Genomic DNA, 5,141 nt, shown 5'->3' on the forward strand with positions numbered 1-5,141 from the left:
ATGGTGGGCAAGTTCTCCCTCTTCCAGCGCACCCTCAAACCCTCATTCGCCCCGCGGACCGGTATCGCCGGGGCACCGCTGCTGGGGGTGGTCTTCGGCCTGGGATGGACCCCCTGCATGGGCCCGACGCTCAGCGCCGTGCTGGCGCTGAGCACCACCACCGGCGGGGCCTGGCGCGGGGCGCTACTGGGCTTCCTCTACTGCCTGGGACTGGGCATCCCCTTCGTCCTGGTCGCCGCCGGCCTCAACTGGGTCACCACCACCCTGACCTACATCCGCCGCAACATCCGCACCTTCAACCTCGCCGGCGGCTGCGTGCTTATCGCCGTCGGGCTGCTGATGGTGACCGGGATCTGGATGCAGTGGATCTACCAGATCCAAAGCCTCGCCGGCACCTTCATCACCCCCGTCTGAGCCCCACAGGATGCCCCTCATGGGCGCCCGATCCCACGAAGGCCGCCCAACCACGGGCTGACCCACCACTTCCAGGAGGACGACGATGATGACGGAGATGGCCCCGACCCTCGCACTGGGCCTGTATCTGACCGGCCTGGTGGCCGCCTTCGGTGTGCGGACCTGGATCCACCGGGCCCGCACCGGCTCCACCGGCTTCCGGGGCTTGAGCGGAGCACCCGGGACGGCCCAGTGGTGGGGCGGGGTCCTCTTCGCCGTGGCCCTGGTGCTCGGGGCGGCCGGGCCCGTGCTGGCCCTTACCGGCACCGTGACCGCACCCCGCCTGCCGGAGGCTGTTCCCTGGGCCGGTCTGGTCATCACCGTCTTCGGGTTCCTCGGCGTGCTGGCCTCCCAGGCCGGCATGGGCTCCTCCTGGCGGATCGGGGTGGACGCCACCGAACGCACCGAACTGGTCACCACCGGGGCCTTCGCGGTGGTCCGCAACCCGATCTTCACCGCGATGCTCACCACCCTGGCCGGCCTGATGCTCATGGTGCCCACCGTGGTCAGCGCAACGGCGTGGCTGTGCCTGCTGCTGGCCGTGGAGCTGCAGGTCCGCCTGGTGGAGGAGCCATACCTGCTGGCCACCCACCGTCAGGACTACGCCTCCTACGCCGACCGGGTGGGCCGGTTCCTGCCCGGCCTCGGCCGGCTCCATCGCACACCTCATAGCGAGAGGGCCTGAGGCGGGGACCGCCACGACACAAGGGCTGAACCAACAAGAGCGTGGCGGAAGCGGACCCTAGCAAGGGGTCCGGTGGTGCCACGACATCGGTGTTCCCGAGGCCATGCCCGTTCAGGTGTCGGGTTCGTGTTGCTGGTTCTCGCCTGAGTGGTCGATGGGCTGTCCATCCTTGAAGTTCTCGGAGGCCGCAGCCCAGTCCTTAGGGTGAGACACAGGCAACAGGCGGAACTGCTGTTCGTGGGTGCTGTCATACGGGGTGACTGCTTCCCGCTTCATCCGAGTGTGATCGCGGATGAGCAGCATCTCCACCACCTGCGCGGCGGTCTGGAGATCCTGAGCAACGGTGCCGGTCTCGACGCTCGTAGGTGAAAGGACCGCGCCGTCATCATCACGGTCCACGTAGAACCCTCGCTGCTTGGCCAGGTTGGCCTTGACCGCAGCAGCTTCGGCCTCCTTCTTCCTCCGATCCCAGGCTGCTTCCCAGGGCTCTCCCTCCCGCATGAAGCTGGACATCGAGCTGTAATCGCCCCAAAAGGACGCGAGCTCATCGCCATAGACGACCGCTTCTAGGTACTTCTTCGTGTGGTTGCGTCCGTGCTGCCTGAGTACGCTCACGGCGCGGGGCGAGTCGTCACCATCGCTCCAAGCACGCTCGAAGGCGTCATAGATCCACAGCGCCTTGCCCAGCTCCTCCTGCGCCAGAACAGTCAACGACCTGGCGCGTCCATAGGATTCAGCAGCGAGGAGGAGGTGGGCATCGGAAATCAGTGCAGAGGCGTTGTCCACCAGTGCCTTCCAGAACTTCCGCGCTTCTACGGCACTCATTTTGGTCATAGTCCCAGTGTCGCCCAGTGGCCCGACGGCACTGAGGCACGAATGGGGCTAGGGCATGTCTCTTTAATCGTGTGAGTGGTTCTGCGAGGCTGGAGGTATGTCCCGTACGGCTGTACTGACCGATGATCAGTGGGAACGGATCCGCCCTCTTCTGCCGTCCTCCGACGGCAAGAGGGGGCGGCCGTTCCGCGATGACCGCCCCGTGGTGGAGGGCATCCTTTACCGCTATCGGTGCGGGATCGCCTGGCGCGATGTGCCCGAGCAGTTCGGGCCGTGGCAGACCGTGTGGAAACGGCACCGCCGCTACAGCGCGGACGGGACCTGGGACCGGATCCTGGCCGCGTTGCTGACGGATGCGCAGAAGGTTCAGCTGATCGACTGGGCGGTGTCGGTGGACTCCACGATCAACCGGGCTCATCAGCACGCCACGAACTTCGCCCGTGACACAGGGGGCGGGATCGAACTACACGAATCTGCCCGACGAGCCGGCTGACCACGCGGTGGGCCGCTCCCGTGGCGGACTCTCGTCCAAGATCCATTCCCTGGTCGACGGCGCCGGACGTCCTCTGGTGGTGCTCGTGGGCCCGGGTCAGGCCGGGGACGCCCCGATGTTCCCGCATTTGATGCGCCACCTGCGGGTGGCCCGCCACGGACCGGGTCGGCCCCGGACCCGGCCCGGGCGGCTGCGGGCGGACAAGGCTTACTCCTCGAGAGCAATCCGCACGCATCTACGATCCCGCGGTATCACCGCTGTGATCCCCGAGCCCGCTGATCAGGCCGGCCACCGGAAACGCCGGGGCTCCCAAGGTGGTCGGCCGCCGTCCTTCGACGCCGAGGACTACAAGGGCCGCAACGTCGTCGAGCGGTCGTTCAACGTCTTCAAGCAGTGGCGAGGCCTCGCGACGCGCTACGACAAGCTCGCGCTGACCTACCGCGGCGGGGCCGTACTGCGCGCCATCACCGTCTGGCTCAAAGACCTATTGGGAGACATGCCCTAGCTGACCAAAACCCCACTGCCCGGTGGCCGGAATACGCAAGCCCGGACGCGCGCGAGGAGATGATGGCGTCTGTGAACTTATGGATTGATCTTCTGACCCCTGTACTGGAAGCGGTGGCCGCCGCAGTCGGCGTCGTCGTCACCTTGGGCCAACTCACCATTACCGCCCGATGGCGTCGTTCGGCCGCGTACTGGAGGGAGATCGCCGAGATGGACGGACCCCAGCACGATCGGGAAACCGCTCGGCGCCTGTCCCGGGAGGCCCTGGCCAAGCTAACTGCTGTGCACCTCGTGCCGGGCCGGGAACTTCTCTGGGCAGCCTCCATCGTCGTGTTTAGCCTCCTCGGCGTGGTGCTGTTCTCCGCCCGTCCCGGGAACACTCCCTCTGAGGCTCTGACGCTAGGGGCATTCATCCGCGATGCTCCGTTGACCTTTGTGGCGCTGGTGGCCTTGTTGGTCTCTTCCGGGCACGGCGTTGCTCGGTGGTCCGATGCGCTTCATGAGCGTCGGCGCCTCGCGCAGGCCTACCTCCAGGGGAAATCTCTCAACCGGCGCCCCTTGGGGTCCTCCGGGGGCGGGCAATCGCGTGAAGCCCTGGGCTGGCGTGTGACCGTCATGCATGTCGGGATCGCTGCGGGACTGTGGTGCCTGGCCCTGGTGTACGGCCTCGTCTGGGGTGCCACCGCCCAGGGTGCCTCCGAGGCTCCGGAGCTGGTGAGCCGGATACTGCTCGCCGGAACGATCTTCCTGGGGGTGAGCGCACTGACCTACCAGGCCCTGCCCAAGCGGACCCCGTACGAACATCCTGCCTCTGGCGACATCCGCGAGACCGCAACACCGCACGCTCCGACTGGTGCGTCTCCTGCCTCCTGAAAGAACGTCGCCCCGGAGTGCATCCACAAGGCCCCCAGAACCGCGCAGAAAATTCAGCTAGCTCCAGAGTGCACGCTAGAGAGAACCGGGCCGTGCGCGGGCCGCCTCCCAGCCCCTCACCCAGGACCCCGCGCCTAAATGGGGATGCAAGACCCGCACGATGACATGAACGCTGAGGGAGCGACCACTGCAGCACCAGATTCACCGGCTATCGACGAATCACACACCCGGCACGGGGAGTTCCCGGATTCGCCGGTAGAGAGTGGCCCTCGACATCCCCAGATCCCGTGCCACCTGGGTGGCAGGCTCCCCCGACTCGATCAGCCGCAGCGCGTTGCGGATCTGGGAGTCGGTAAAGGTCTGACGCCGCCCACCGAGGTCCCTGCCGGCGGCCCGGCGTTTGGCCACGGAGTCGGTGATGCGTTCGCGTTTGATTTCCAGTTCCATCTGGGCCAAAGCCGCCATGACGGTGAAGACCATGGAACCCATCGGGGTGGCCGTGTCCACGTCTCCCCCACCCAGGTTGAGAACCCGCAACCCCGCGCCTCTCCCCCGGAGTCCTTCGGCGAAGGCCAGCATGTTCTGCGTCGACCGCCCCAATCGGTCCAGCGTGGTGGTGACCAACGTGTCACCCTCCTCTACTGCTGCGATCGCCTTGTCGAAGGCGGGACGGGAGCCACGGTCTCCAGAAACTCCATGGTCGACGTACAAATCATCGCGTCGCACGCCCGACGCCAGCAGGTCATGCACTTGACGGTCCGCGTCCTGTTGCCGTGTCGACACACGCGCATACCCAATGAACTTCCCCACGTCAGCCCAATCTGTCTCGCAACCTACGGTGAGTAACAAATTTTAGGCCCCAGGATAAAGCACATAGCTGCGAGACACACCGAACCCCGGAACCACGCGGGTGCAAAAAAGTTCGACGAGACGTCTCGCATCCCATCGGATAGGGAACATTCCATGAGGAGCTCTTCGCTTGAGGTCAAGCGTCTCCCTCGACGAGGCTCGGTCGGACATGCTTGTTACTACATGAGGGTCGGTTCCGACGAGGTCCTCTTGGGAGCAATCCGTGGGCTCCTCATCGGCTGGCGATGCGTCTGCCACGAGAACGGGAAGCTAATGTGCACCATAGAGAGAAAACCAAAGCGATCTGGGCGGATGAAGCGCCCTGAGTTTGTTGGAGGCTCCTGACCTTGGAAACGAGGATGGAGTTATGCCGAAGGAACTGGCGAATGGGAAGCCGACGACGCGTCGCTACTCGGACGAGGAGAAGGCCGCCGCGGTGCGGATGGTGAG

General features: G+C 65.7%; 6 protein-coding genes. 4 read left to right on the forward strand and 2 right to left on the reverse strand.

Going from position 1 to position 5,141, the window contains the following annotated elements; genetic code table 11:
* Window positions 1–414, forward strand: a 414-nt coding sequence (locus tag D9R02_RS11140; protein ID WP_220700425.1) for a cytochrome c biogenesis CcdA family protein, incomplete at its 5' end; no start/stop codon positions are given.
* A gap of 97 nt (window positions 415–511) precedes the next feature.
* Window positions 512–1,138 carry a methyltransferase family protein gene (locus D9R02_RS11145; RefSeq protein ID WP_224764959.1) on the forward strand — a complete coding sequence of 209 codons (627 nt, stop codon included), beginning with the start codon at window positions 512–514 and terminating at the stop codon, window positions 1,136–1,138.
* Between the two features lie 111 nt (window positions 1,139–1,249).
* Here the strand turns inward: D9R02_RS11145 and D9R02_RS11150 are convergent, their stop codons facing one another.
* A complete protein-coding gene (locus D9R02_RS11150) occupies window positions 1,250–1,972 on the reverse strand; it encodes an AbiV family abortive infection protein (RefSeq protein WP_029603648.1) in 723 nt (240 codons plus the stop codon).
* 97 nt (window positions 1,973–2,069) lie between these two features.
* Here D9R02_RS11150 and D9R02_RS11155 point away from each other — a divergent pair.
* A protein-coding gene (locus D9R02_RS11155; protein WP_100205781.1) for an IS5 family transposase occupies window positions 2,070–2,970 on the forward strand; the annotation gives its coding sequence in 2 pieces (ribosomal slippage) (window positions 2,070–2,420 and window positions 2,422–2,970; 900 coding nt in all).
* Window positions 2,971–3,041: 71 nt separating this feature from the next.
* Entirely contained in the window at window positions 3,042–3,842 is an 801-nt protein-coding gene (locus D9R02_RS11160; RefSeq protein ID WP_124109941.1) for a hypothetical protein, read from the forward strand.
* A gap of 219 nt (window positions 3,843–4,061) precedes the next feature.
* Here the strand turns inward: D9R02_RS11160 and D9R02_RS11165 are convergent, their stop codons facing one another.
* A complete protein-coding gene (locus tag D9R02_RS11165; RefSeq protein WP_029603643.1) occupies window positions 4,062–4,652 on the reverse strand; it encodes a recombinase family protein in 591 nt (196 codons plus the stop codon).
* Between the last annotated feature and the right edge of the window lie 489 nt (window positions 4,653–5,141).

Origin of the sequence: Kocuria rhizophila (assembly GCF_003667225.1) — a bacterium.
In the GTDB taxonomy this organism is placed as follows: Bacteria; Actinomycetota; Actinomycetes; order Actinomycetales; family Micrococcaceae; genus Kocuria; species Kocuria rhizophila.

Excerpts from the sequence above, each read along its gene's own strand:
- D9R02_RS11150 (WP_029603648.1), bottom strand. The coding sequence starts at position 1,972 with ATGACCAAAATGAGTGCCGTAGAAGCGCGGAAGTTCTGGAAGGCACTG.
- D9R02_RS11145 (WP_224764959.1), top strand. The coding sequence starts at position 512 with ATGGCCCCGACCCTCGCACTGGGCCTGTATCTGACCGGCCTGGTGGCC.